Genomic DNA, 26,475 nt, shown 5'->3' on the forward strand with positions numbered 1-26,475 from the left:
TATAGACCCTTGTCGATCCAGTCAGTCGATTCATTCCCACTAACCGGTGCCCAAGCAGGCATTTGGTATGCGCAGCAGCTTGATCCATCTAATCCTATTTTCAATACAGCAGAGTATATAGATATTAAAGGTCCTATTGATCCCATACACTTTGAAGCAGCCATTAGAAAAACTGTCTTAGAAACAGATTCTTTGTATATGCGATTCGTTGAGGATACTGACGGTCCAAAGCAATGGTTGACATCTAAGAAAGAAATTCCATTCCAATCAATCAATTTACAAAATGAAAAACAGCCGCTTGATGCGGCTATAGCATGGATGAGGGCAGATCTTTCAACGCCAGTCTCTTTAGAGAAAGATGTATTATTCCGTGAAGTACTTTTTCAACTTGCTGACGATCGATTTATCTGGTATCAGCGCATTCATCACATTGCCATTGATGGATTCGCCTTTTCGCTCATTGCGCGTCGTGTTGCTGAGATCTATTCAGCTCTATCGAAAGGGACACCTATGCCCCCTCAAACATTTGGATCCTTACATGACGTAGTCCAAGAGGAGCTCACCTATCAACAGTCCAATCGATATGAAGATGATCAAGCGTTTTGGAAAAGTCGCTTTGCTGATCAACCGGAAATTGTCAGCCTTGCTGAGCTTGCCCCAAGAAGTCGGATCATTTTATCCGAAAAACGGCGAGCTACGATGCCGCAAAGGTAAGCAAAATGAAAAAAAATGCTTCAACCTTCGGTGGTACGTGGCATGAAATGATCCTTGCTGCATCCGCTTTATATATGCATCGTATGACTGGTGCACATGATATTGTTTTAGGATTACCTGTTATGATGCGCCTTGGATCGTGCGCCTTACAAACACCCGGAATGGTTATGAATCTGGTACCGCTTCGTTTAACATGCAAACCAGAAATGACACTATTATCACTTGTTCGCCAAGTATCTGATGAACTAAAAGCCATTCGCCCTCATCAAAGATATCGTCACGAGGACATGCGGAGAGACTTTAAACTTATCGGAAGAAATCAGCGATTATTTGGCCCGCAGATCAATATCATGCCATTTGATTATGATCTCATGTTCGATCAGAGCATGGGTCAAGCCCATAACCTCTCAGCAGGACCCGTGGATGATATATCGATCAACATATACGACCGCGCGGATGGGAACGGATTTCAAATCGACTTTGATGCAAACCCTGCCGTTTACAAAGAGCAAGCAGTTGACGCTCATCAGCAGCGTTTTCTTCAATTGCTGGAGGAAATAACCGGACTAGAGCACGATCAGACGATCAGTCAATTCAATCTTCTTTTGTCTAAAGAAAAAGAGAACATCCTCAAGCACTGGAATGATACAAAACGAGAATTACCAAAGGAATCTTTACGGGAACTATTTGAAAAACAGGTGAGCAATACACCACAAGCACAAGCATTACAGTTTGAAGGAATCACTTTGACTTACGAAGAGCTAAATCAGCGGGCTAATCAATTAGCTCATTATTTGAAAAAACACGGCATTGGACCAGAACAATTTGTCGCAATTGCTCTGCCTCGGTCCATCGATATGATCGTCAGTCTATTAGCCGTCGTCAAAACGGGAGCCGCATATCTGCCACTAGACCCTGATTATCCTAACGATCGTGTCACTTATATGCTAGAGGATGCGAAACCGGCGTGTTTGCTCACAATCAAAGAGAGAGCAGACGGTTTGGACCATCCGCACATCGTTCAACTGGATGATGCAACTGTTCATCAGGAGATAGCAGGCAGTCCGCATCTCAATCCGACCTGGAGCGAAGGCTCCCCGCATCACCCGGCTTACATCCTCTACACATCAGGATCGACAGGAAAACCAAAAGGTGTTGTTGTAACAAAACGAAATGTGATCAACTTTATATTGTCCATGCAAGATTCATTTTTATTAGATCAAGAAGACCAGCTTTTAGCGGTAACGACCATTGCCTTTGATATTTCCGGGCTAGAAATGTTCCTCCCGCTTTTACATGGGGCTGCTATTTTATTGGCAAAAAAAGAAACCATACAAGAACCAGCAAAGCTTTCAGACATGATTCGTTCTCATCACGTCACAATCATGCAGGCAACACCAACGTTGTGGCATGCGTTGGCAGATGAATACCCTGACGTGATAACAGGTATGCGTGTTCTTGTTGGAGGAGAAGCACTCCCTGCTTCCCTTTTGCACACATTGCAATCTCTTCAATGCGACATTACTAATTTGTACGGACCTACAGAAACGACGATCTGGTCTACGATGGAAAATGTCACAGCACATCGAGAGAATAGCGGGCCGGCAATCGGTAAACCCATTTGGAATACGAGCATTTACATTTTAGATGAAGGACTAAACCCAGTCCCAGCAGGATCAATCGGTGAACTTTATATTGCAGGTGAAGGAGTATCCAGAGGGTATCTTGGGCGATATGATTTAACGGCTGAACGTTTTGTCGCTGATCCATTCGGCACAAAAGGTACGAGAATGTATCGTACTGGTGATTTAGCCAGATGGCGTGAAGATGGTTCAATTGATTATATCAGCCGTGCCGATCATCAAATTAAAATCCGCGGCTTCCGTATTGAACTAGGTGAAATCGAAACCGTGATGATGCAGCACCAATCCATAAAGCATACGTCTGTTATCGTTCGTGAGGATCAACCTGGGCAGCAGCTTCTTTGTGCATATGTTGTACTCACAGACGGCTCTTCTCTGCACCCTTCAGAGCTCAGACAGTTTGTGGCTTCATTACTTCCTGATTACATGGTGCCTTCTGCTGTTGTCGTTTTGCCAGAACTTCCACTTACACCAAACGGCAAAATCGATCGCAAAGCATTACCAATACCAAATATGTCTTTAGTTAGTTCTGAGCGGACCCCTAGAACACCACAAGAAGACATGTTATGTAGTTTGTTTGCAGAAACCCTTGGCCTATCTCAAATTGGCATAGATGATAGTTTCTTTGACTTAGGAGGACACTCCTTACTCGCCGCTCGTCTGCTTAGACGTATACGCGATACACTTGGTGCAGACCTAAGCATGAGTACCATTTTCGAATTTCCTCGAGTCGCTGAGCTTGCACAGCACATTGACAAAGCGAAGGACATTCGGCCGCCACTTCAGGTTGAAGACAAGCCAGATGAGATTCCGTTATCATTTGCCCAAAAACGGCTCTGGTTCCTTCATTGCCTTGAGGGGCCCAGTCCAACTTACAATATTCCACTTGTCATTCAACTGACAGGTACACTAGATCAAACAGCTCTCATTGGTGCTTTGGCAGATATCACTGAAAAACACGAAACCCTTAGAACCATTTTTCCAAATAAGAACGGCATGCCAAGACAGGTCATTTTACATCAGAAAAGTGTCCAGCCTGAACTCCATGTCACAGCTTCAACCGATCAACATATTGAGAATCAGTTAAACGAAGCCATTCGCTATAGCTTTAAAATTGAAGAAGAACCTGCACTGCGAGCAGAATTATTCACGCTTGATGCAAACCGAACCGTACTGCTTCTATTGCTACATCATATCGCTGGTGATGGCTGGTCACTTGCACCATTGACGCGAGACTTAGCTGCTGCTTACGAAGCCCGTATACAAGGAAAATCCATCTCCTTGCCAGCAGAACCTGTTCAATATGCTGACTATGCTATTTGGCAGCAGAAGCTGTTGGGCAGTGAAGAAGAGAACGATAGTCTATTTGCCAAGCAGCTCAGCTATTGGAAAGGTGCCTTACATGACCTGCCTGAAGAACTTGAGTTGCCTTATGACTTCCCGCGTCCACAGGAAGGAAGCTTCAATGGTGCGACGATAGACTTTACGATTGAACCCGCTTTACATCAGAACCTCCTTGAGCTTGCAAAGCAGCAACAGGTGAGTTTGTTCATGGTGCTTCAAGCATCACTTGCAGCGTTAATGACACGCCTTGGGGCGGGGACAGATATCCCAATTGGCAGTCCGATTGCTGGGCGGAATGACGATGCACTTGATGACATTGTGGGCTTGTTTGTGAACACACTAGTATTGCGTACCAACACAGCTGACAATCCAACCTTTAGTGAGCTATTGAAGCGAGTGCGAGACGTTGACTTAGCAGCCTATGAGCATCAGGACCTGCCATTTGAACGATTAGTCGAAATCCTAAATCCAACACGCTCCAGATCACGAAATCCATTGTTCCAGGTCATGCTTGCCTTCCAAAATACACCGAAGGCGGAAATGAAGCTGACACAACTTGACTCAGATCTTTACGTGAAACCAGTAGGGTCAGCTAAATTTGATCTGACCATCGAATTGACAGAACAAAGAACTGAAACTGGATCAGCAGCAGGATTAACAGGTTTGTTTGAATTCAGCACAGATGTATTTAAACAAAGCACCATTCGAGCAATCGCTGACAGAATGAAGCGCTTTTTAACAGAGGTAGCTGAGCGCCCACATGTGCCGATTGGTCAAGTGAACATTTTATCAGATAAAGAGCGGCAAACATTTCTCCCTGATAAAAAGACATTCGCTCAGTTAGATCAAGCACATAGTCTCCCAGCTTTATTTGAAAAAACAGCGCAGCAATATCCTGATCGAGTGGCTGTAACGTATGGCAATAGGCAACTTACCTATGGTGAGTTAAACAACAAATCCAATCGTCTTGCTCATTTATTAATACAAAGAGGCGTTGGACCAGAACAGTTCGTTGCACTTGCCCTGCCTAGATCAATCGACATGCTCGTAAGCTTGTTAGCCGTTCATAAAGCAGGCGCAGCCTATGTTCCGCTTGATCCTGACTATCCAGCAGACAGGCTGGCATACATGATACAAGATGCCAAACCAGTTTGCAGCATCACAACAAAAGTAAATGCAGTGCATCTCCCTGCTGATTGCGATTTGATTTTGTTAGACGAAAAAGAAACGAGCGATCAATTGCTGACTATGCCAAATCATAATCCGGCTGATATAGACAGAATCGAACCGCTATGTTCTCTGCATCCAGCCTATATTATTTATACATCCGGTTCTACAGGGAAACCAAAAGGAGTGGTCATCCCACATCAAAATGTCATCCGTCTTCTGACATCTACTGAACATTGGTTCCATTATGATGAAGAAGATGTTTGGACAATGTTCCATTCATATGCCTTTGATTTTTCAGTATGGGAAATATGGGGACCACTTTTATATGGCGGCAGGCTTGTCATTGTACCTCATACCATCTCTCGCTCTCCTGAAGAGATGCTGCAGCTTCTAGTCGAGGAAGGTGTGACTGTGCTTAATCAAACACCTTCTGCCTTCTATCAGCTCATGCAGATAGACAAGGAACAACAAACACTAGGTCAAGCATTATCACTCCGCTATGTCATCTTTGGCGGTGAAGCATTAGAGCTTAGCAGATTAGAAGATTGGTACAGCCGTCACTCAGACTGTAAGCCAAAGCTAATTAACATGTACGGCATTACAGAAACCACCGTACACGTTACGTACAATGAACTCAATCGAGACATAATCACAAAGAACTCCAGCAGTTTAATAGGTGAACCGATTCCTGATTTACACGTTTACGTACTAGATGAATACCTGCAGCCTGTTCCCCCTGGGACAACAGGTGAAATGTATGTAGCTGGAGCTGGCCTTGCAAGAGGTTATCTAGGCAGACCTGACCTGACATCAGATCGATTTCCTGCCGATCCTTATGGAGCACCTGGCACAAGGATGTATCGTACAGGCGACCTTGCGCGCTGGACAGAAGAAGGGGCTCTTGATTACATTGGCAGAGCTGATCATCAAATAAAAATACGCGGCTTCCGCATTGAATTAGGAGAAATCGAAGCCGTTCTGGCACGCCATGATGCAGTTGCACAAGTGACCGTCATGATGCGAGAGGATCAGCCTGGCGACAAACGTCTAGTCGCATATATCGTCCCAACTGAAGAAATCCGTTTCGATACAGAGACACTTCGTCATTTTGCAGCAGCCAGTCTTCCTGATTACATGGTGCCCGCAGCATATGTACAGATTGACGCCATGCCGCTTACAGCAAATGGGAAGCTTGATCAAAAATCACTGCCAGCCCCTCAATTGCATTTACAGCAAGCGGATGGCCGCGGCCCAAGAAACCCGAAAGAGGAGATCCTATGTCATCTCTTTGAAGAGGTTCTTGATTTGCCTAAAATCAGCATTGACGATCGTTTTTTTGACATTGGTGGGCATTCATTACTTGCAGTTCGTTTAATCAGCCGCATTCGTGATGCACTTGGTGTCAAACTAAGCATCGGAACATTGTTTGAAGCACCAAATGTGGCAAGTTTGACAGAGAAACTAGAAACAGGAAGCGATGAAAACGCACTAGACATCTTGCTGTCGCTGCGAACAAATGGAGAAAGGTATCCTCTCTTCTGTGTTCACCCAGCAGGTGGTCTTAGCTGGTGCTATGCCGGTCTCTTGAATACATTAGAAAAAGACATCCCTATTTATGGATTACAAGCACGGGGAATCGCAAGAAAAGATAACTACCCGCACACAATAGATGATATGGCTGCGGATTACATCAAGCACATCCAAACGATTCAACCAAAAGGCCCTTATCATCTTCTTGGCTGGTCACTAGGTGGAAACGTTGTACAAGCAATGGCTACACAGCTCCAGCAGCAAGGTGAAGAAATTGCACTCGTTGCGATGCTGGATGCCTATCCAAACCATTTCTTACCGATTAAAGCAGCACCTGATGAAGAAGAGGCACTAATCGCTCTTCTTGCGCTCGGCGGTTATGATCCAGATACCTTAACAGGTGAACCGCTCACAATGAAAAGTGCCGTCGACATTTTGAAAAAAGATGGCAGTGCACTAGCAAGCTTAAGTGAAGATGCCATTAGAAATCTAAAAGAAACCTATGTGAATTCAGTTCGATTGCTCGGAGAATATCAGCCAAAAACTTATCAGGGAGACATATTATTCTTTAGATCTACCATTATCCCAGATTGGTTTACACCAATTGATCCCGAAGCATGGGCACCTTATATCAACGGAACAATCGAACAGCACGACATTCATTGCCGGCACAAAGACATGTGCCAGCCTAAACCCTTAGCAGAAATTGGTGTCATCTTAGACAACGCACTGCATCGGGTCAAACAAAGCACTAAGAATAAAGGAGAGATGACAAATGACAAATCCCTTTGATCGTGAAGACGGTGTATTTCTTGTGCTGGTCAATGAACAAGGACAGCATTCACTTTGGCCATCATTTGCACCAGTGCCAGATGGATGGGAAAAGGTCTTTGGTGAAGACACTAGAAATGCCTGCATCGATTATATCCAGACACACTGGCAGGACTTGCGGCCATTAAGCTTAGCAAAGGAACCTGCACTAGCGCACGGAAAAACGGAATAAATCATCGCACCCTGATGGAGATCAGGGTGCTTTTTTGACAGAATAAACATCACCATCTTTCAGCTCATTCTGCTACAATTTAATTGAGAATGTTTATCAATCAATAAGAGATCAGGTGGTTTAAATGGAAAACAACAATCAATTACGTACAAAGGCAAATGCCGAACAATTCATCTATCGATTAACATATACTGAAAAAATAAATAATACAGAGCTTCCGCATACGGAGCAGCAGCTATCAGATACATTCTGCTTCCTCTTCAGCATTAGCGGCAGAGGTCTACTCATATTGAACGATCAAAAATGGCGATTGAAACATCTGACACTCTATACGATCCTTCCTGGAGAAACATTTATGTTGAAAACAGAGCCTTATCAAAAACAAGAGCTTTATCTGTTTCGCTTTCAGCTTTACATGCTGCAAGATCAAAACATACGGGAAGTATCAACTGAACATGCCCGTTCTTTACTGAATGTATGGCAATTTATCGATATTAGCTCAATTGAACAGATTCATTCTTTACTGCCAGAAATGACAGAGGAATGGAAAAGACCTGAAGCCATTAGCTTTTTTAGAAGCCAAACTCTTTTTCAACAGCTTATTATGCAGCTTTTCACACTGCATAAAGAAGATATTTGTGACACAGCACATGCCCTTTTCAAAACAAAACAATATATCGATCAACATTCCGAAGAACCCCTCAGCCTGACAAGTCTATCTCAAATGGCTGGCATCAGCGCCAGCCATTACAGTGAGCTATTTAAAAAGCATTTTAATGTGAGTGTCACCGATTATATCACCAAGAAAAGGATGGCTAGAGCCAAACAGTTAATGGCAAAAGGCAACGCAAAACTCAAAGACATTGCACTGGAAACTGGCTATCAAGATCCCTATTACTTTAGCCGCATCTTTAAGAAAAAAACGGGCATGACTCCTTCTACTTATATGAAAAGCCGTCAGCGGAAAATTGCAGCCTATGGCCATTCTATACTCGGTCAGCTCACACCCATTCATATCATCCCGTATGCTGCCCCTCTTCACCCTAAATGGACAGCACATGACTTTGAACATCATGCAGAAGAAATTCCGATTCATCTGAGTGCACATCGGATCAACGAGCACGCTGAAGCCAATTTACGGCTATTAAAGGAGACAAAACCTGAGCTGATCATTGCCAATGATCATGTGACAGAGGAAGAAAAACAAGTGTTGAAAACGATCTGTCCTGTTCACTTTGTTCCATTCACACAATTGGATTGGCGCGCTCAATTCAAACAAACAGCTATGTTCTTAAACGAAACGAGGGAAGCAGAAGAATGGCTGCTTCATTACGAGGAACTAGTCATTCAAGCGAAAAAGGCATGCCTTATTGATCATCGACCAAAAACCGTCCTGCCTCTTCGTATCTTTCAAGATCAGCTCTACTTGTCTGTAAATCGCACCATGTCAGAAGTAATTTTTCAGGACATTGGCCTTCTGCCAGCTTTTCAGAATGATGGTCAGCTATTAGAAAAAAAAATCAGCATTCGCTCCATACAACAGTTAGACCCAGATGCCATCTTCCTCTTGTTACATAAGGAGCCAAAAACCATTGCTTTTTATCAAAAATTAAAGCAACAAGACGCTTGGCAAAATCTCAAGGCTGTGACGCAGCAAGCAGTCTATCCGCTCACTTCTGACCCTTGGCGTGAATACACAGCAGCCAGTCATCAACGAGTCATTCAGGACCTTTTATCTTTCTTTCCGTAAAAAGTCCATCATATGACAGATCATTGTCTATGGATAAAAGGACGAAAGACTACTACAATCTTTAATTGAGAACAATTATCAGTTAAAGGAGAAAACAAATGAAAAAATGGTTTGCATTGCTTATCCTTTGTATCATGACGATCATCGCAGCAGCCTGTGGTGCCGCAGAAAATAAACCTGCTTCAAACACAACCAAAAGCAAGTCAGCTGAAGCAGCAGAAACAAACATCAAATACTTAGATCAAACGTATAAACTCAAAACACCTGTGAAACGAATCGTCATAGCTGGAAGCCTAGAATCAATGGAAGATGCAAAATTACTTGATATCGAGCCTATTGGTGCTTCTACTGTAGGTGGCACTTTCCCTGAATTATTTAAAGACATCACAACAAAAACAGAAGGCATCGGTGAAAAAACAGAACCGAACCTAGAAAAAATCTTAAAACTAAAACCAGACGTGATACTCGGATCAACCAAGTTCCCGCCTGCAACAATTAAAAAACTAGAAAAAGTCCAAACGACGATCCCAGTATCCCATGTCTCTTCCGACTGGGAAAGCAATCTTTTATTGCTCGGTGAACTAACTGGAAAGAGTAAAGAAGCCAAAAACATCATTTCCGATTATCAGAAAGATCTCACACAAGCGAAAGAAACCCTGAAAGACAAAAGCAACAACAAAACAGCTGTCATTTTACGCATTAGACAAGGCGATCTGTACGTGTATCCTGAAGACGTATACTTCAACTCCACCTTATATGGAGACTTAGGATTTACAGCACCAAGTGATATCAAAAAAGCCAAAGCACAAGCAATGATCTCATTGGAGCGACTGGGCGAACTCAATCCTGACTATATTTTTGTTCAGTTCTCTAAAGAGGAAAACTCATCGAATCCTAACGCATTAAAGGACTTAGAGGAAAATAAAATTTGGACAAGCCTAAAAGCTGTGAAAAATGGGCACATCAATGAAAATGTCGTTGATCCTATGCTCCAAGGAGGAACTGCACTAAGCAAAACAACCTTCCTTGATAAGGCTGTCAAATGGTTAGAGAAAAACAACTAAAAAAGAAGACAAAGGGTTAATGTTTAGCCCTTTGTCTTCTTTTCAGCGTAGTTGAGAATTTTGAGGAGTGAAATACATATGAACGGAACGTTTCTATATGACGAGTTTAACGGGCGTCAGCTTGATATTTACGTTCCACAGAACACCTATGTTAATGTTCCAGCTGTCTTTGTACAAGATGGCTCTTCTTTGTTTAGAACACACCTGCTAGAGATCGAAAGACTGATCGAAGCCAAAACCATCTCTCCAATCATCATTGTCGGCATCCACCCCTTCAATCGACTTAATGAATATACACCATGGAAGGCGTCATCACTGCGATCTGGGTTTCCTGACTTTAAAGGCGAGGCACAGACGTATGTGTCGTTTTTAGCAAATGACTTGCTCCCATATATCAAAAGAGAATATCCAGTCAAACAGACCTGTCAAGAACATAGTCACGTAGGTGCTTCATTAGGTGGGCTATTTACAATTTATACTTTATTGATGCACCCTGCTCTTTTTAAAAACATCGCATCGATCTCCGGGTCATTTTGGTATCAAGATTTTCTACCTTTTGCTAAACAACAAAGTATTCAGTATGTGGATCACCTTATTTATTTGTCTGTAGGCAGTGAAGAAGGTAAAGACAAAACATCTGCGCAACAGCACATGCCTTTATTCAATAGACAACTACATGACCTTTTATTACACAAAGGGATGCAGGAATGGCAGCTGCACTATCACATCGAACAAGGAGAGGGCCATCATCCGAAACAATTTCAAAAAAATTTCTTATCAGCCCTAAAGTGGTTTTATAAAAGAGAACGCTAATTTTTTATCTGCAAGGCATAAAGCCGTTATGATATATTGGAACTTATAGATTGAAAGAGGAGGGAGATTTGCGTATGAGACCTTTACAAATCTCAGCCGAAACGGCACAAAAACTTGCGGCATCACTCAATGTACCCATTGAACAAATCATGCATATGCCGCAACATATCTTAATCGCTAAACTAGCAGAACTTGAACAGAAGAAAGATCGTTCTTCTTAAAGAATAAAGGAGTATACATTCATGGAACAACAACTAGAACAATCAACCTTACATCCCCGCAGTAAAGGACAAACCATCCTGCTGATTGCTGGGATTTTACTTATTGCATTTAACCTACGACCTGCCATTACGTCTGTTGGCCCTCTCATCGGTGCCATTCGTTCCGATTTGCAGTTGTCTAACGGACTTGCAGGTTTTCTTACGACGTTACCACTGCTCTCATTCGCATTGCTTTCTCCCATTACACCTAAAATCGGAAAGCGTCTGGGCAACGAACGAACCCTTTGGCTAGGGCTCGCTGTCCTTCTGTTTGGGATTGTGATTCGCTCGTTTGGTTCAATCACCTTCTTAATGATCGGAACCGCACTTATCGGTGTCGGGATTGCGATATGTAATGTGCTCTTACCGGGGCTCGTGAAGCATAAATTTCCTGCACATGCTGGTTTAATGACAAGTGTCTATACGACCTCGATGTCCGTCTTTGCGGCACTTGCATCAGGTGTCAGTGTTCCGCTTAGCCATGCAATGCCTGGCGGCTGGAATACATCATTCCTCGTATGGGCTGGCCTTGCACTTCTTGCGATGATGGTCTGGGCTCCGCAGCTTCTTCATCAGAACACAGCGGCTGTCAAAAGCATTTCGCTCACAGAGCAGCCAATATGGCGTTCACGTGTCGCATGGCAGGTAACTTTATTTATGGGGCTGCAGTCATTCCTTTTCTATAGCAGCATCGCTTGGTTTCCTGATATCTTAACATCACATGGAATGAATCTATCAACAGCCGGTTGGATGCTGTCCATTATGCAGTTTGTTGGGCTGCCATCCACCTTTCTAGCACCTGTTTTTGCAGAAAAATTAAAAACACAAAGACCGCTTGTCTTCGGGCTTGTCCTTGTGTATTTACTTGGGATGATCGGACTTCTTCTCGGAGGATCGACGCCTATTCTGGTGATCTCTGTTTTATTGATCGGTATTGGACAAGGTGCAAGCATCAGTCTTGCCCTCACATTTATCGGATTACGGACAACCAATATGGAGCAAGCCGCTGCGCTTTCTGGAATGGCGCAGTCTATCGGTTATTTATTAGCCGCCGTTGGTCCACTCATGATTGGTATCCTTTTTGATGTCACACATACATGGACGCCATCCATTATCATCTTTATCATCGTTCTATTTTTCATGTTTTTATCCGGTATGCGTGCTGGACGAAGCGTCTATATTTCAGATTGATCATAAAAAAGAACCCGCCTCCTCGTGAGACGGGTTCTTTTCTGTTTATGCTTGTTCTGTCACGTGTACCTTTAACGTTGCTTGTACCTCTGGATGAAGCTTCACCGGTACATTTGTGTAACCTAATGCACGGATGGCGTCATTCAGCTCGATTTTGCGCTTATCGACTTTGATTTGATGATCTTTTTGCAATTTATCAGCGATTTGTTTGCTTGTAATTGATCCAAACAGACGACCGCCTTCACCTGATTTTGCTGTTAGTTCCACTGTTAGCGCCTCAAGTGTTTCCTTTAGTTGTTTCGCTTGTTCAAGCTCTTGGACGGCATTCTTTTTCTCTTTGTTCTTCTGCCCTTCCAATGCACTTAGGTTCGTTGGGTTTGCTTCAACCGCTAACCCTTGTTTAATGAGAAAGTTGTGAGCGTATCCGTCAGCGACATTCTTGACTTCGCCTTTTTTCCCTTTGCCTTTTACGTCTTTTAGAAAGATGACTTTCATCTTTGAACCCCTCCTTCGAAATATTCATCAATGGCAGCTTTTAACTGCTCTACCGCTTCTTCAATGGTTATACCATACATTTGGGTTGCAGCGTTAGTCAAATGACCGCCGCCATCTAACGCTTCCATGATAATTTGAACGTTGATATCCCCTAATGATCTCGCACTAATGCACACCGTATTGTCATCTCGCCTAGCGACAGCAAATGACGCTTCTACCTCACTCATTGACAACAGGGAATCAGCCGTCTGGGCAATCGTAATTTGATCATAATACTCCGAGCTGTCGGACGGTAATGAAGCAATCGCCACCTGATTTTGATACAAATCTGTATGCTGAATGAGCTTTGCCCGTTTGATGTAATGATCCACGGTCTCTTTTAGGAACTTTTGCACAAGGACAGGATCTGCCCCCTTCGCACGAAGGTAAGAGGCTGCATCAAACGTTCTTGATCCCGTTCTCAGCGAGAAACTCTTTGTATCAACGATGATCCCTGCGAGAAGCGCAGTCGCTTCGATCATGTTAATGCGCAATTTCTTCGGCTGATACTCTAAAAGCTCTGTCACAAGCTCTGCTGTGGATGAAGCATACGGCTCCATATAGACAAGTAATGGATCACGGATAAACTCCTCGCCGCGTCTATGATGGTCAATGACCACGACATGTTCAATTTTATTGAGTAGTCGTTCTTCCATGACGAGAGACGGTTTATGTGTATCCACGACCACAAGCAGCGTGTCATCCTTTGCAAGCTCCATGGCTTCCTCTGGGGTGATAAAACGTGACCATAGATCTTCATAATTCTTAATTTCACTAATCAAGCGTTGAACACTGTCACCAATTTGGTTGGCATCAATGACAATATAACCTTCTTTCCCATTGGCCTGGGCGACCTTTAAAATCCCAATGGATGCACCGATAGAGTCCATGTCTGGGAACTTATGCCCCATGATCATGACATTGCCGCTTTCAGATACAATTTCTTTTAAAGCATGAGAAATGACTCGTGCGCGTACACGTGTCCGTTTCTCCATTGGATTCGTTTTCCCGCCGTAGAATTTCACTTTTCCATTCGGCTGCTTAATGGCTACTTGATCCCCGCCTCGTCCGAGGGCAAGATCAAGACTCGACTGAGCAAGTGCCCCAAGTTCTTTTAAAGAAGGTACGGATGCACCGATCCCGATACTCAAGGTCAGCGTCGCACTATGCGCTCCTGTTTTCTCACGGACCTCATCTAAAATAGAGAATTTCGACGCTTCCAGCTCTGCTAAAATGCTTTCATTTAGAACTGCCATAAATCGTTCGGACGAAATTCGCTTCAGGAAAATACCATATTCCTGTGCCCAGTTGTTTAAAAGTGACGTCACTTCACTATTAATGGCGCTGCGCACCTGATCATCAAGACCCTGCGTGACATCATCATAATTGTCTAAAAAGATATAAGATAACACCGTTCGTTCATTTTCGTACTGTCTTTCAATCTGTACCTGTTCTGTGACATCAAAGAAATATAAAAGGCGTTCTGACCGTTTAATAATGACTTTGAATTTCCGATCATTCAGCGTCACATTTTCTGTCTCGACCTCTTGTTTAATAAGAGGCACAATGGACTCGAATGTATCATACAAGGATCTGCCGACAAGCGTGCTTTCATGAAAACACGAAGCGAGAAATGGATTTGTCCATTCGATATAATACTGGTCATTAAACAGCATAATACCAATTGGCATTTCCATTAATGCTTCTTCTCCAACCTTTTTGACTCGATAGGATAATGTTGAAATATATGAATCAATCTCTTTTTGAACTTGCGTATCTGCCCACTTTAAGAAGTAGAGCACACCTGCAAGGACTAAAAGACCAACAGCTCCTATGATCCAATTATAATAAAGGTTGAGGAGAACTGTGACCACCGCAAGGACAATTAAAGCGATGATCGGATACTTGATGACAGGTTTTCTATAGAAGCTTGGCACTGATATCAACTCCTCAACATTCAGAGTGAATTATTTGTTTTTCACTTTTTCTCTTAAATCAAAGCCTATGTCAGCAATCCCTATGATACGCACAACCACACCGACTGGCGGATAGAGAACCCCTAACACGATAGCGAAAATGGGGACTGCTTTTGAGATGCCTTTTTCGTGGCAATAATAGAAGATAAAAGAAAATCCCTGAATAAGCACCAGTATAAATAAAATTTTAAACGCACTCGATTGAACGAGCCATAAAAAGCTGCCTTTTTCTGTCTGAATCAGCATCAAAAGCAGTGTGAGTAAATAATACCATACCATGCTTTTTGGCAGCCGCAAATCCTTAAATTTCTTAAGGACTGGCATGTCTGATACAAACCGTTTGATCAAGGGCCGCACGAACCAATGATTCACAAAAGCCATCAAAGTAGCAGTGATCAAAAGCGCTACAGGTAAAGCGTTTAATGCTGTATCCTGCAACTCTTTAAACTGTTTGAGCTGTTTGGCAATCTCCTTTTCAGACGCGCCGGATTGCTTTAAAGTACTCTCTACCATCGGCATCATTTGCTCAATCGACTCTTTCGCAATATTCATGATATCGATTTGAAAAAGCTGAACACTGACAATAAAGGAGATAAGAAAACTGAATAAATAAATCAGCCCACCTGCAATGATGGCATTCCCGGGCTGCCGTCTGCTGTAGAAAACACCCATGCCTAATCCGACAGCAATCAGAACGGGCGCAGTCATGAGTCCATTAATAGACCCAATTAAAAAGCTGATCACTATCCCGATAGCGCCAGCAGCAATTCCTTTTTTCAAGCCGTGCCTGATTGTATAGAGGATGATCGGAATCGGAGCAGCTAGAAAGAAAATAATGGATAATAGCGGCACATACAAATAAAACAGCGTCATGACAGAGAAAATACTGATCATGATAGCGCCCTCTACTAACGCTTTTGTTTGTTTCACACCTTCACCTCTATCCAATCCTTTTACTATATCTTGCTCAATGTGTCCTTCTATGTATACGTACGATGTAAGCTACTCCATGTCTTACCCCAACCTTTATTTTACCATAGCGGTAAATCGCAAGTAAAATGCAGGCTATCTTAAGAGCGTTTCACGTGGAACACTGATACAGAATCGTACATGCAACTTTTCAAACAGCATGTTACAATTTTTTAAATTATTCTTAGCTATAAACCCTGAATTCAAGGACAAAAGCTGTTAGAATAGAAACATCATCAATAAATGTAAGAAGGAGAATTCACATGGGAAAAACACTCGTATTCGGACACAAAAATCCTGACACAGACACGATTTGCTCTGCTATCGCTTACGCTGATCTAAAAAATAAAATCGGCGTCGAAGCAGAAGCGGTCAGACTTGGAGAAATCAACGGAGAAACACAATTCGCATTAGACTTCTTTAAACAAGAAGCACCTCGTTTCATTGAAACGGCTGCAAATGAAACAAAGCAAGTCATTCTTGTCGATCATAACGAATTCCAACAAAGTGTAAGCGATATTGATCAAGTACAAGTGACTGAAGTCATTGACCATCACCGTATTGCCAACTTTGAAACAAGTGAACCTCTATACTATCGCGCTGAGCCTGTTGGCTGTACAGCAACAATCTTAAACAAAATGTACAAAGAGAACCAAGTGAAGATTGAAAAAGAAATCGCTGGTTTGCTTTTATCTGCAATCATTTCTGATTCCTTGCTATTCAAATCCCCAACATGCACACAGCAGGATATTGATGCTGCGCATGAGCTAGCTGAAATCGCAGGGGTAGATCCAGAAGTTTACGGCCTAGACATGCTAAAAGCTGGTGCTGACCTAAGCCAAAAAACGGTTCAAGAATTAATTACAATCGATGCAAAAGAATTCGAACTAGGCAATAGCAAAGTGGAAATTGCGCAAGTCAATACAGTAGATATCGCAGAAGTGACAGCAAGACAGACTGATATTGAAGCGAAAATCAATGAAGTCATCGCAGCGAAAGGTCTTGATCTATTCGTTCTAGTGATCACAGACATCCTAGAAAATGACTCTCTTGCACTTGCTCTCGGTGCAGAAGCGGCAAAAGTAGAAAAAGCATTTCATGTCACACTTGAAAACAACACTGCTTTACTAAAAGGTGTCGTATCAAGAAAGAAACAAGTTGTACCTGCACTGACAGACGCACTTTCATAATAAACATTAAAAGACTGCTGACAAGTTCAGCAGTCTTTTTTCTTCTTTTAATGAATGTACATATCGCTGACAAGAATATCCTTTAGCACACTTGTTGGAATCGTAAATTCAACTACGCCCATGTAACCAGGCGCCACATCATATTCATTAAAAGAAATCACCAGTTTGCCTTTTGAATTGATATAGAAACTTTGGTCTGGCTGAATCTTCTTAAACGGATCAACCGTATCTTGCTTGGTAATCCAGTAAATCTTATTTGAATCCTCTTTCATCTGTTTCTTCATTTGTTCTTTAATATTTTCACTAATCACATCAATATACCGATCATCTTTAAACAGACTTGGCAATGTAATGAGTACATGGTTTTTCTTATCGATCGTATCATATGTCATTTCCTCTGCCGCAGAAGCCTGAGTCGTTACCTTGTATCGACCTAGTGAAAGGATTTGGTCATTGTTTGTTTTCACTTCATATCCGCTCTCTACACTCAAATGACCATTTTTATAACCCTTTGTTTCCTTTTCGAAATCTTGATACAGCTTTTTGTTTTCAGCTAAATATTTTTGATTCAGGCTGTCTTGTAATTTTCCGTCCCCAAGCCCTGAAACGTGTGGTGTTTTAAGGTCAATATTCGTTCCTTGGTCGCTCTTTTTAAATTCAGTGAATGTCACAACTTTCACCAGCTCGCCAATGATCGGTACCTCTGAAATCGCTCTTGCCGCCTGTGGACTGACATTCACAGTCGTGACAAATAAAGCAGCCGCAGCAACAAGTCCGATCGTCCATTGCTGAAAATGAGTTTTTTTGTTTTTTCGTTTTAATGTTCGTTCAACCATAGCATCAAATTCCGGCGGAATAGGGATTTCTAAATATTCCTCTTTTAACTGTTCCAAATGCTTATCCATTTATAATTCCTCCTGCGATAATTCTACTTTTAAAAGCCGCAACGCCTTATATAATCTTGTTTTGATGGTGTTTTCGTTTTCTTCGAGAATGTGGGCGATGTCCTCTAGTTTTAAATCTTCAAAGAATCTCAAGATAATGATGACCCGGTACATGTCGGGTAAATCCTCTATGGCTCGTCTGACATCTTGATCTTCATAAACATCTGATTCACCCTGTGATAAGAACTCAAGCGTGTCATCATCTGTCACTTGCACCCGCTTCTTCTTTCGTAAAAAGTCTAGGGCAGCGTTCACCACGATTTTATAAAACCAGCTATGCATCTTGGTCGCATCCTCTAATCTGTGAACAGATTTGAGTGCTTTATGAATCGCCTCTTGAACGACATCCATCGCATCTTCTGGATTTTTGACATAACTATAGGACAATCGATAAAAACTGTGTTTATGCTCCATTACGTAATCAGCAAATTGATCCTCAATTTTTCGTTTCTTCATTTTGCAAAGAGCTCCTTTATCTTAAATGCGCATCGGTTATTTCTTACAATGGATAGACGCGCTCCTTTTAAAAATAGTTTGCACTTAATTATTTTTTATCATGTCATTCCATTTCCGTTTCTATACAAAAAGAGCGAACCAGGCAGGTTCACTCTTTCAAAGCAGATATTGTTTGATGGACATACTGTTTAAGTGGAGAAAGCGGATGAATGATCGGAACACCTGTCTCTTCTACCATCTGCTGTGCCGCATGAACCATCGATAACTGCATCACGCAAATGTCCCCATCTTCTTTCATACATCTTCTGAGCTGCTTTTTAATTTCCTCCTCATAAGCGTGCAATTCACCGTTTAGGCAAAGGTGAAAGACACCCTCCATCACCATAACTTCTGCATCCATCTGTTTGCCGTGCTTTTTTGCATATGATTCAAGCCGCTCCATTGTCCCCTCCACTGTATCCGGGTTTGAAAACACCAGTTGAAGCGGCCCTTTTCTCTGACAAATCAGCTCAAATAAAGGTTCATCGATAGGAACAATTGGTTGTTTAAAGAGATGCTTTTGATCACCTAATGCGGCAATGTATTGTGTACACGTGAGCAGAATGATGTCAGCTTCATCTTCTTTCATCAGTTTGTTGATGGCATAGGCTTGTTGCTTGTGAGGATGAAAATCTGGATCTTGTGTGGCACGTTCTATAAATGATGAATCGACCGTGTGATGCAACTCAATATCTGGATCATCAAACACGTCTTCTATATAAGACTGATTAGACGGATGGGCATGAAGGCAGTGTAATCGAATCATCAGGTTCGCTCCTCGTGAAAGTTTTCAATCATTATATCAATCCTTGTATGAAATAGGGAGAAAGATGACCATATTGTTAGGGAGATATTGAAGGAGGGATTCGAATTGAAAGAAGATCAACACCCTAAATCATCTTCAGAGCCAGAAGACACTTTGACAAATCGGCAAGGTCACCCCGTAACAGACAATCAAAATATGAGAACCGTCGGAAATAGAGGCCCGACTACGCTTGAAAACTACGATTTCCTAGAAAAAATCAGTCATTTTGACCGCGAACGTATTCCTGAACGTGTCGTCCATGCACGCGGTGCCGGAGCTCACGGTTATTTTGAAGCCTATGGCACATTCGGTTATGAACCTATTTCTACTTATACAAGAGCGAAATTATTTCAGGAAAAAGGAAAAAAGACACCTGTTTTCGTCCGTTTTTCTTCTGTCATTCACGGCGGTCATTCTCCAGAAACATTGCGCGATCCGAGAGGGTTTGCGATTAAATTTTATACAGAAGAAGGCAACTGGGATCTCGTTGGAAACAACCTGAAAATTTTCTTTATCCGAGATGCTTTGAAATTTCCCGATTTGGTTCATGCGTTTAAGCCAGACCCTGTCACCAACCGTCAGGACGGCGAACGTATTTTTGACTTCGTCTCGCAATCTCCTGAAGCGACACATATGGTGACATATCTCTTTTCACCATGGGGCATCCCAGCAACCTATCGGCACATGCAATGCTCAGGTGTCCATGCCTACAAATGGGTGAACCATGAAGGAAAAGCGGTACTGGTCAAATATCACTTTGAACCGAAGCAAGGCATTCGCAACCTGACACAAGAACAGGCTCAAGCGATACAAGGTGAAAACTTTAATCATGCCACACAGGATTTATATGAAGCCATTGAGCAAGGAGATCATCCTGAATGGGAGGTCTATGCGCAGATCATGGAAGATGATGCCCACCCTCACCTTGATTTTGACCCGCTTGATCCAACCAAGCTATGGTACAAGGATGACTATCCATGGAAGCCTATTGGACGAATGGTATTAAACAAAAATCCAGAAAATTATTTCGCAGAAGTTGAGCAAGTTGCCTTTGGGACTGGCGTTCTTGTAGACGGCTTGGATTTCTCAGATGATAAATTACTTCAAGGACGCACCTTCTCTTACTCTGACACGCAGCGATATCGAGTGGGACCGAACTATTTACAGCTGCCGATCAATGCTCCGAAAAAGCATGTCGCCACGAACCAAAGAGATGGGCAAATGGAATACCAGGTCGATCAAGGCAAAGGGCAAAACCCCCATGTAAATTATGAACCATCGATCCTCGGCGGACTAAAAGAAGCTAAGCAGGACGGGAAGGATCATACGCCTTTTGTAGAGGGTGACGTCAAACGGGAAGCCATTGACCGCCCAAACAACTTCGGACAAGCCGGAGAAACGTATCGCCGCTTCAATGATTGGGAACGTGAGGAATTGATTAAGAACTTAGTCAACACTCTTGCGACTTGTCAAAAGGACATTCAAGAGCAAATGATCGAAAACTTTACAAAGGCAGACCCTGACTACGGAAAGCGTGTCGCTGACGGCTTAAAAGCCTTCAAACAAGAACAGCCAAGCGGACCTATAGGCTCTACAGGCGCCGCTCAAGCCGTGGATGATGCGATTAACAACAGCACACCATCAGATCCTTATTAAATAAAAAAGAATGCAGCGCCTAGGCTGCATTCTTTTTGTATTCATTAAGCGTTTTGACCCTTTTTGATCCATTCTGCTACATTGACCGTACGTTTTGCTTGATGTTTTGCAGCAGCTTCTGCATCCTCTTGGATCTTTCCGTTTTGGTCAACAGTGACACTCACGCCGTATGGGTTGCCCCCTGCGCCGTACAATGAGTCATCTGTGTAACCAGGAGCGGCAATAATCGCTCCCCAGTGGAACATTGTTGTGTAAAGGCTAAGAATGGTCTGCTCCTGCCCACCATTTGGATTTTGTGCAGATGTCATTGCACTTACCGCTTTGTTTGCCAATTTCCCTTGGAACCATAGGCCACCAGTTGTGTCTAAAAATTGCTTCATTTGAGCCGGTAAGTTACCAAAACGTGTTGGCATGCTAAAGATGATCGCATCTGCCCACTCTAAATCACTTAATTGAACCTCTGGAACATCCTTTGTTTCGTCTAAATGTGCTTTCCATGCTGGATTTGATGCTACAACTGCTTCTGGTGCCAATTCAGCAACCTTTAATACTTTCACTTCGGCGCCAGCTTCTTTCGCTCCAGCCTCTGCCCATTTTGCCATCTGATAGTTTGTACCTGTTGAACTATAATAAATAACTGCTAATTTTACGTTTTCCATTTGTTCCATCTCCTTTTGTTTGGTTTGTCCAAAAAGCTTCTGTAAAAATCCCACCTATTTTCCCTACCTTCATTAAAATTGACGACGATACCATAATGCCGCAGCATCGACTTCTTCTCTCGTTAACTGATGTCCGCGATTTTCCCAATGTAGTGTGACCGAAGCGCCTGCGCCTTGCAGCAATTGCTCGAGTTCTTGTGATTCCTCTGGTCGGCACATTGGGTCATTTTCACCAGCTGCGATAAAGACTTGTTTCCCCGCCAATGAAGGCAATGAAACACCGCGTCTTGGAACCATTGGATGATGCAGGATCGCTCCTTTTAACACATCCTCGTAATGGAATAAAAGACTTCCTGCAATGTTCGCCCCATTGGAATATCCGAGAGCGACGACATTATGACGATCGAATCCATATTTATCTGCTGCGTCTCCGATAAATGTATACAGTTCCTCTGTCCGCTCAATTAAATCCTGCTCATCGAAAATACCCTCTGCTAAACGTCTGAAAAATCGCGGCATACCGTTTTCCAACACGTTTCCTCTCACACTAAGAACAGAAGCGTCAGCATCAACCAAATCGGCAAGCGGCAATAAATCTTCTTCTGTCCCGCCAGTACCATGCAGTAATAACAAAACAGGTCTTTGATCATTCTTTCCTTTACGAAAAAGATGTTTCATCATGCGTCTCCTTTCCCTTTCAACTCTCTCACTTCTATCGGTAGCACAATTTGTTCAATCTGACTGCGCTGCGCTTCATATTGTGGTGGAAGTTTCAATGCTTCACCCATAGTTTCCACTGATTCATCGTGTGCAAACCCTGGAGGATCAGTTGCAATTTCAAATAATATGCCGCCAAGCTCTCTAAAATAAATCGCATTGAAGTAATTTCGATCTTGCACAGGTGTCACTTGATACCCGCTTTGTGCAATATGTCTTTGCCAACCTAACTGATCCTGATCATCGGTCGCTCTCCATGCAATATGATGCACCACCCCAACACCCATACGTCCGCGTGCAACAGGTGTCTTGTTCACATCAATAACATTGCCTATCTCACCAAATGAACGGAATCTTACATAATCCTCTTCTGCTCCAACTCGTTCGAATCCCATTGTTTGTTCTAGCAGCTGCATCGTTTGCTCTGGCTGTGATGTTAATAAAACAGCTCCCCCAAACCCTTTTATCGCTACATCTGGTGTAACTCCGTTAAATGTCCAATCATTTTGTTTTCCCTCCGCACGTTCTACTAGCTCTATCAACAAGCCGTGTGGATCTTCAAATGAGAGAAAGGCTTCATCAAAGCGTTCAACCATTTCATAAGAAATATCAAACTGCTCAAGACGTTCCTTCCAGAAAGAGAAAGCGCCTGGTGGTACAACATATGTCGTCACCCCCACTTGACCCGCGCCAATTTGTCCCTTTTGAGCACCTGGCCAAGGGAAAAACGTAATAATCGTTCCCGGAGATCCTCCTTCATTTCCAAAATATAAATGGTAAGTACCTGGATCATCAAAATTCACGGTCTTCTTCACGAGACGAAGTCCTAAAACACCTGCATAAAAATCAACGTTCTCCTGAGGATGCCCTACAATTGCTGTGATATGGTGAATTCCTTCTGTTTTCTTCACTTCTAATGACCTCCTATCATGAAGTAACAAGCCTCTATTCATTATGTCTTGACTGCTGTCTTTATATTATCTCGAATTCGAGATATTAAATTAAAAAAATATATTTATCTCGAATTAAGGATATGATGTTTTTAAATAAAAGTCAACGATTTTTGTTTTTCCTTTTAAAAAAGCAGATCTGCTTTTACATAACAGACCTGCTCTTCCTTGATTAATGCAGTAATTTTTTCTTTTTTAAATAGGCTTTCGCTACCTGAAATGCATCCTTACCTTGCACATTCACTTCATAATTCATTTCTCTCATCTCATCGTCTGTAATTTGACCCCCGAGCTTATTGAGAGAGGTCTCAATCTCAGGGTACTCCGTTAATGTCTCTTGCCTTAACAGCGGTGCTCCTTGATATGGCGGGAAAACATGCTGATCATCATTAAGCACCTTTAACTTGTATTGCCTCAATTCACTGTCTGTCGAATAGGCATCGACTAAATTGATATCTCCTTTTTGAATCGCTCGATACCGAAGCTTCGGTTCCATCGTCACTACATCATCAAAGGAAAACTGATAGGTCTTTTGAATACCTCGATACCCATCCTGTCGATCAGAAAATTCTAAGGTAAATCCAGCCTTTATGCGATTCTTGATCTTGCCTAGATCTGAAATATTGGATACATCATATTGATCAGCCAACGACTGAGGCACGGCTAAAGCATACGTATTGTTGTAAGCCATCGGCTCAAGAAGGCGGAGCTGAAAGGATGATTCCAAACCGCGCCGCGCTTGCTCATACACTTTTTCTTTATCTGTGCTTTTCGCTGTTTGTTTGAGGAACTCAGAAATTGCAGTACCCGTAAACTCAGGATAAATGTCAATATCACCAGACCGTAAAGCTTGAAAAACAAAAGACGTCTTGCCAAGACCAGGCTTAAGATTGACTTGAATATCCGTATCCTGTTCAATTAAAAGTTTATACATCGAGATTAGAATTTCAGGCTCTGATCCTAACTTTCCACCGATGGTGATTTCTTTTTTTTCTTGTTGAAACAATGATGGGCCCGCGACAATAGCTCCTGCAATCACAGCAAAAACCGTCACAGAGATCACAGTCTTTTTAAAAGAGATTCTCTCAAACGTGCGCAGTACCACATCAAATAAGAGTGCGAGTAAGGCAGCTGGTATAGCACCAATGACAATGAGTGCCATATCATTTCGGTCAATTCCTAACAAAATGAGGCTTCCTAATCCCCCAGCTCCGATCAGTGCGGCAAGAGTGGCAGTTCCCACGATGAGAACCATCCCGGTTCGGATACCTGCCATGATAACTGGCATAGCTAGAGGCAGCTCTACCTTTAATAATCGTTTGCGGTGATTCATTCCCATAGCAAGCGCCGCTTCTCTCAGCGAAGGATCGACCTCCTGAATGCCTGTATATGTATTCCTTAAAATCGGGAGGAGGGCATAAACGACAAGCGCAATAATCGCAGGCACTTGCCCAATCCCAACAAGAGGAATCAGCAAGCCAAGCAGCGCAAGAGACGGGATTGTTTGCAAGACCGCCGTCACCCCAATCACCCATTCTGCAAGCTTTGGCACCCTCGTTAAATAGATACCTAATGGAATGGCAATCAATATGGCTAAAAATAAAGCAATAAACGAAATTTGAATATGTTCAAGTAAAGCATGACCCAATTGTTCTTTTCGATCCAATAACACATTGATCCAGTCATTCATGTGATTCGCCCCTCTCTTTAGGAGAATCAGCTAAAAACTGAATCACCGCTTGACGATTCACTAGTCCAATTCGCTCCCCGTCCTTTTCCACAGCCAATTCCTCATGCTTTGCCAATTCGGATAAGACCTCATTCAGCGTGGCATGTGTTGTGATTGCTTCATAGCCTAAAAGAGACTCATGAGGCATTGGTCTAGCCATGGTCTCTAGCTCAAACGCTTGTTGTCCTACATGGCGAGTAGCACCTGAGACAAACTCTCGAACAAAAGCATTGACCGGGTGTTGAACCAATTCCTCTGGACGACCAATCTGCACCACTTTCCCTTCCTTCATGATACAAACCCGATCACCGAGTCTCATCGCCTCCTGCATATCATGCGTCACGAAGACAATGGTCTTTTGAATACGGCGCTGCAAATCAAGCAGATCATCCTGCAATTTCTCCCTCGTTAGTGGATCTAACGCACTAAAGGGTTCATCCATCAAGATAATCTCAGGATCAGCTGCAAGTGCACGTGCCACACCAATACGCTGCTGCTGTCCACCAGATAGCTCTGACGGCTTCCGATGTCGATACATAGCAGGATCAAGTCCAACCATCTGCATCAATTCCTCCACTCGCTTATTGATCTCGTGACGGCTCCATCGTTTGAGCTCTGGAACCACAGCAATATTTTCTTCAATGGTCATATGAGGAAAAAGAGCAATTTGCTGCAGAACATACCCAATATCCCATCGCAGCTCGTACATATCATAATCATTTATTTTTTGACCCTTTATGTAAATCTCACCTTCTGTAGAAGAAATGAGACGATTGATCATTTTCAATGTCGTCGTTTTCCCGCTTCCACTAGGTCCAATGAAAACAAAGAACTCGCCCTTCTGAATCTCTAAATCAACCGATTCAACAGCATAACGCTCATCTGAAAATTGCATTGATACCTTCCTAAATTCAATCATCTTTCCACGCCCTGACTGCAATTATTTTCTTGACTACCAATATGACAGATCGACCCCATATTTGTATAGAACAAACTGTCTATTTTACATACTTCTCCTAGGATACCCGCCAAAATCAGCTCTAGCCAGTTCAGGTGAGATCTTCTTGAGACAATAAAAAAAAAGCGGAGAGCTCGAGGCTCTCCGCTTTTAAGTCAACGACTTACTCACCAGTAACGTATGGAAGTAATGCCATTTGACGTGATTTTTTAATCGCTAATGTCAATTTACGTTGATACTTAGCGCTAGTTCCTGTTACACGACGAGGTAAAATTTTACCACGCTCAGAAACAAACTTTCTAAGAAGATCAACATCTTTGTAATCGATGTGCGTGATACCGTTAGAAGTAAAGAAACATACTTTACGACGTTTCGCACGACCGCCTCTGCGTCCACCTGCCATTTGTTTTC

The 26,475-nt window shown here is 42.7% G+C and carries 20 protein-coding genes and 1 pseudogene; 9 read left to right on the forward strand and 12 right to left on the reverse strand.

Annotation, left to right across the window (positions count from 1 at the left end):
* The first annotated feature begins 9 nt into the window (after positions 1-9).
* From NKR21_RS20830 to NKR21_RS20860, 7 genes and pseudogenes are all read left to right on the forward strand, one after another.
* Positions 10-7,193, forward strand: a pseudogene (locus tag NKR21_RS20830) (amino acid adenylation domain-containing protein).
* The gene (locus tag NKR21_RS20835) at positions 7,177-7,404 is read left to right on the forward strand and encodes an MbtH family protein (RefSeq protein ID WP_119125656.1); all 228 of its coding nucleotides are present in this window, start codon (positions 7,177-7,179) and stop codon (positions 7,402-7,404) included. Before NKR21_RS20830 ends, NKR21_RS20835 begins: the two are co-directional and overlap by 17 nt.
* Positions 7,405-7,528: 124 nt before the next feature.
* Positions 7,529-9,154 (forward strand): helix-turn-helix domain-containing protein, encoded by a 1,626-nt coding sequence (locus tag NKR21_RS20840; RefSeq protein WP_119125657.1) that lies wholly within the window; start codon positions 7,529-7,531, stop codon positions 9,152-9,154.
* Between the two features lie 98 nt (positions 9,155-9,252).
* The gene (locus NKR21_RS20845; protein ID WP_144457350.1) at positions 9,253-10,218 is read left to right on the forward strand and encodes an iron-hydroxamate ABC transporter substrate-binding protein; all 966 of its coding nucleotides are present in this window, start codon (positions 9,253-9,255) and stop codon (positions 10,216-10,218) included.
* A 78-nt stretch (positions 10,219-10,296) separates the two neighbouring features.
* Positions 10,297-11,031 (forward strand): alpha/beta hydrolase, encoded by a 735-nt coding sequence (locus tag NKR21_RS20850; RefSeq protein WP_144457352.1) that lies wholly within the window; start codon positions 10,297-10,299, stop codon positions 11,029-11,031.
* Positions 11,032-11,105: 74 nt separating this feature from the next.
* Positions 11,106-11,252, forward strand: a complete 147-nt coding sequence (locus tag NKR21_RS20855) for a YycC family protein (RefSeq protein WP_144457354.1) — start codon at positions 11,106-11,108, stop codon at positions 11,250-11,252.
* A gap of 21 nt (positions 11,253-11,273) precedes the next feature.
* Entirely contained in the window at positions 11,274-12,482 is a 1,209-nt protein-coding gene (locus NKR21_RS20860) for a CynX/NimT family MFS transporter (protein WP_012011895.1), read from the forward strand.
* Positions 12,483-12,527: 45 nt separating this feature from the next.
* Here NKR21_RS20860 and rplI read toward each other — a convergent pair whose 3' ends face one another.
* From rplI to NKR21_RS20875, 3 genes are read right to left on the reverse strand one after another with little or no spacing between them, the layout of a single operon-like run.
* The gene (rplI, locus tag NKR21_RS20865) at positions 12,528-12,977 is read right to left on the reverse strand and encodes a 50S ribosomal protein L9 (RefSeq protein ID WP_012011896.1); all 450 of its coding nucleotides are present in this window, start codon (positions 12,975-12,977) and stop codon (positions 12,528-12,530) included.
* Positions 12,974-14,953: a DHH family phosphoesterase gene (locus tag NKR21_RS20870; protein WP_041816092.1), complete on the reverse strand. Its 1,980-nt coding sequence runs from the start codon at positions 14,951-14,953 to the stop codon at positions 12,974-12,976. The genes rplI and NKR21_RS20870 overlap by 4 nt, the downstream gene beginning before the upstream one ends.
* A gap of 30 nt (positions 14,954-14,983) precedes the next feature.
* Positions 14,984-15,922: a YybS family protein gene (locus NKR21_RS20875; RefSeq protein WP_041816396.1), complete on the reverse strand. Its 939-nt coding sequence runs from the start codon at positions 15,920-15,922 to the stop codon at positions 14,984-14,986.
* Positions 15,923-16,224: 302 nt separating this feature from the next.
* On the opposite strand from NKR21_RS20875, the gene NKR21_RS20880 reads away from it, so the two are divergent.
* The gene (locus NKR21_RS20880) at positions 16,225-17,151 is read left to right on the forward strand and encodes a manganese-dependent inorganic pyrophosphatase (protein WP_144457356.1); all 927 of its coding nucleotides are present in this window, start codon (positions 16,225-16,227) and stop codon (positions 17,149-17,151) included.
* Between the two features lie 47 nt (positions 17,152-17,198).
* Here NKR21_RS20880 and rsiV read toward each other — a convergent pair whose 3' ends face one another.
* From rsiV to NKR21_RS20895, 3 genes are all read right to left on the reverse strand, one after another.
* On the reverse strand, positions 17,199-18,056 hold the full coding sequence (gene rsiV, locus NKR21_RS20885; RefSeq protein WP_144457358.1) for an anti-sigma-V factor RsiV: 858 nt from the start codon (positions 18,054-18,056) through the stop codon (positions 17,199-17,201).
* Positions 18,057-18,551, reverse strand: a complete 495-nt coding sequence (locus NKR21_RS20890) for an RNA polymerase sigma factor SigV (protein ID WP_144457360.1) — start codon at positions 18,549-18,551, stop codon at positions 18,057-18,059.
* A gap of 148 nt (positions 18,552-18,699) precedes the next feature.
* A complete protein-coding gene (locus tag NKR21_RS20895) occupies positions 18,700-19,356 on the reverse strand; it encodes a hypothetical protein (RefSeq protein WP_144457362.1) in 657 nt (218 codons plus the stop codon).
* An 84-nt stretch (positions 19,357-19,440) separates the two neighbouring features.
* Between NKR21_RS20895 and katX the strand changes: the two genes are divergently transcribed.
* The gene (gene katX, locus NKR21_RS20900; protein WP_391509303.1) at positions 19,441-21,051 is read left to right on the forward strand and encodes a catalase KatX; all 1,611 of its coding nucleotides are present in this window, start codon (positions 19,441-19,443) and stop codon (positions 21,049-21,051) included.
* A gap of 44 nt (positions 21,052-21,095) precedes the next feature.
* Here katX and wrbA read toward each other — a convergent pair whose 3' ends face one another.
* The 6 genes from wrbA to rpsR all read right to left on the reverse strand — a co-directional run bounded on the left by wrbA (position 21,096) and on the right by rpsR (position 26,467).
* Positions 21,096-21,710 carry an NAD(P)H:quinone oxidoreductase gene (gene wrbA / locus NKR21_RS20905; RefSeq protein ID WP_186299398.1) on the reverse strand — a complete coding sequence of 205 codons (615 nt, stop codon included), beginning with the start codon at positions 21,708-21,710 and terminating at the stop codon, positions 21,096-21,098.
* Positions 21,711-21,782: 72 nt separating this feature from the next.
* Positions 21,783-22,391, reverse strand: coding sequence for an alpha/beta hydrolase (locus tag NKR21_RS20910; RefSeq protein ID WP_144457368.1), 609 nt, complete (start codon positions 22,389-22,391; stop codon positions 21,783-21,785).
* Entirely contained in the window at positions 22,388-23,380 is a 993-nt protein-coding gene (locus NKR21_RS20915; protein WP_186299656.1) for a ring-cleaving dioxygenase, read from the reverse strand. The genes NKR21_RS20910 and NKR21_RS20915 overlap by 4 nt, the downstream gene beginning before the upstream one ends.
* 169 nt (positions 23,381-23,549) lie before the next feature.
* On the reverse strand, positions 23,550-25,067 hold the full coding sequence (locus tag NKR21_RS20920; protein ID WP_088002918.1) for an ABC transporter permease/substrate-binding protein: 1,518 nt from the start codon (positions 25,065-25,067) through the stop codon (positions 23,550-23,552).
* The gene (locus NKR21_RS20925) at positions 25,060-26,025 is read right to left on the reverse strand and encodes an ABC transporter ATP-binding protein (protein WP_144457372.1); all 966 of its coding nucleotides are present in this window, start codon (positions 26,023-26,025) and stop codon (positions 25,060-25,062) included. Before NKR21_RS20925 ends, NKR21_RS20920 begins: the two co-directional genes overlap by 8 nt.
* A gap of 202 nt (positions 26,026-26,227) precedes the next feature.
* Positions 26,228-26,467 carry a 30S ribosomal protein S18 gene (rpsR, locus tag NKR21_RS20930; RefSeq protein ID WP_008347556.1) on the reverse strand — a complete coding sequence of 80 codons (240 nt, stop codon included), beginning with the start codon at positions 26,465-26,467 and terminating at the stop codon, positions 26,228-26,230.
* Positions 26,468-26,475 lie beyond the last annotated feature (8 nt).

This window comes from Bacillus sp. 1735sda2, from assembly GCF_024159245.1.
In the GTDB taxonomy this organism is placed as follows: Bacteria; Bacillota; Bacilli; order Bacillales; family Bacillaceae; genus Bacillus; species Bacillus pumilus_O.

Excerpts from the sequence above, each read along its gene's own strand:
- NKR21_RS20845 (WP_144457350.1), top strand. The coding sequence starts at position 9,253 with ATGAAAAAATGGTTTGCATTGCTTATCCTTTGTATCATGACGATCATC.
- rsiV (WP_144457358.1), bottom strand. The coding sequence starts at position 18,056 with ATGGATAAGCATTTGGAACAGTTAAAAGAGGAATATTTAGAAATCCCT.
- NKR21_RS20925 (WP_144457372.1), bottom strand. The coding sequence starts at position 26,025 with ATGATTGAATTTAGGAAGGTATCAATGCAATTTTCAGATGAGCGTTAT.
- NKR21_RS20910 (WP_144457368.1), bottom strand. The coding sequence starts at position 22,391 with ATGATGAAACATCTTTTTCGTAAAGGAAAGAATGATCAAAGACCTGTT.
- rplI (WP_012011896.1), bottom strand. The coding sequence starts at position 12,977 with ATGAAAGTCATCTTTCTAAAAGACGTAAAAGGCAAAGGGAAAAAAGGC.
- wrbA (WP_186299398.1), bottom strand. The coding sequence starts at position 21,710 with ATGGAAAACGTAAAATTAGCAGTTATTTATTATAGTTCAACAGGTACA.
- NKR21_RS20855 (WP_144457354.1), top strand. The coding sequence starts at position 11,106 with ATGAGACCTTTACAAATCTCAGCCGAAACGGCACAAAAACTTGCGGCA.
- rpsR (WP_008347556.1), bottom strand. The coding sequence starts at position 26,467 with ATGGCAGGTGGACGCAGAGGCGGTCGTGCGAAACGTCGTAAAGTATGT.
- NKR21_RS20840 (WP_119125657.1), top strand. The coding sequence starts at position 7,529 with ATGGAAAACAACAATCAATTACGTACAAAGGCAAATGCCGAACAATTC.
- NKR21_RS20860 (WP_012011895.1), top strand. The coding sequence starts at position 11,274 with ATGGAACAACAACTAGAACAATCAACCTTACATCCCCGCAGTAAAGGA.
- NKR21_RS20850 (WP_144457352.1), top strand. The coding sequence starts at position 10,297 with ATGAACGGAACGTTTCTATATGACGAGTTTAACGGGCGTCAGCTTGAT.
- NKR21_RS20920 (WP_088002918.1), bottom strand. The coding sequence starts at position 25,067 with ATGAATGACTGGATCAATGTGTTATTGGATCGAAAAGAACAATTGGGT.
- NKR21_RS20895 (WP_144457362.1), bottom strand. The coding sequence starts at position 19,356 with ATGATTCGATTACACTGCCTTCATGCCCATCCGTCTAATCAGTCTTAT.
- NKR21_RS20880 (WP_144457356.1), top strand. The coding sequence starts at position 16,225 with ATGGGAAAAACACTCGTATTCGGACACAAAAATCCTGACACAGACACG.
- NKR21_RS20890 (WP_144457360.1), bottom strand. The coding sequence starts at position 18,551 with ATGAAGAAACGAAAAATTGAGGATCAATTTGCTGATTACGTAATGGAG.
- NKR21_RS20915 (WP_186299656.1), bottom strand. The coding sequence starts at position 23,380 with ATGAATAGAGGCTTGTTACTTCATGATAGGAGGTCATTAGAAGTGAAG.
- NKR21_RS20835 (WP_119125656.1), top strand. The coding sequence starts at position 7,177 with ATGACAAATCCCTTTGATCGTGAAGACGGTGTATTTCTTGTGCTGGTC.